Below are 416 nucleotides of genomic sequence, written 5' to 3'. Positions count from 1 at the left end.
CAGGATGAGTTCTCGCATTTGTGCCGTATTCCAAGTCATCTTTCGATCACTTAAATACATTTTGGTTGATACAATCACAACCCGGTATCGTGTTTTTACTGCAGCGTCTCATCAACGCTCACGACACCTTTACTACATCCCATATTTTTAAAGAACAGCCGAGCGAGACTTGGTCTCGCATCGTCTTGGCAAAGCCAAATGCAAGCGCTCAAAGCCAAGCGCTTGCATTTGACCATGCAACACAGGACACGCAGTGCGCATCCTGGCTCTAACAATTAACAAACCGATAAGTGTGAACGCTCGACGTTGGATGCACGCTCTGAAAGGAGGTGATCCAGCCGCACCTTCCGATACGGCTACCTTGTTACGACTTCACCCCAGTCATGAACCCTGCCGTGGTAATCGCCCTCCTTGCG

Annotated in this window: 1 rRNA gene; it reads right to left on the bottom strand. The window is 49.3% G+C overall.

Features of this window, described 5'->3' with window-relative positions:
* Positions 1-322: 322 nt before the first annotated feature.
* Positions 323-416: ribosomal RNA gene (locus tag ACYP5B_RS15545) — 16S ribosomal RNA — on the bottom strand; the annotation flags it as partial.

The sequence above is a fragment of the Cupriavidus sp. 8B genome (assembly GCF_054589115.1).
The sequence above is the reverse complement of the archived record's forward strand: the minus strand, read 5'-3'. Positions and strand labels throughout refer to the sequence as shown.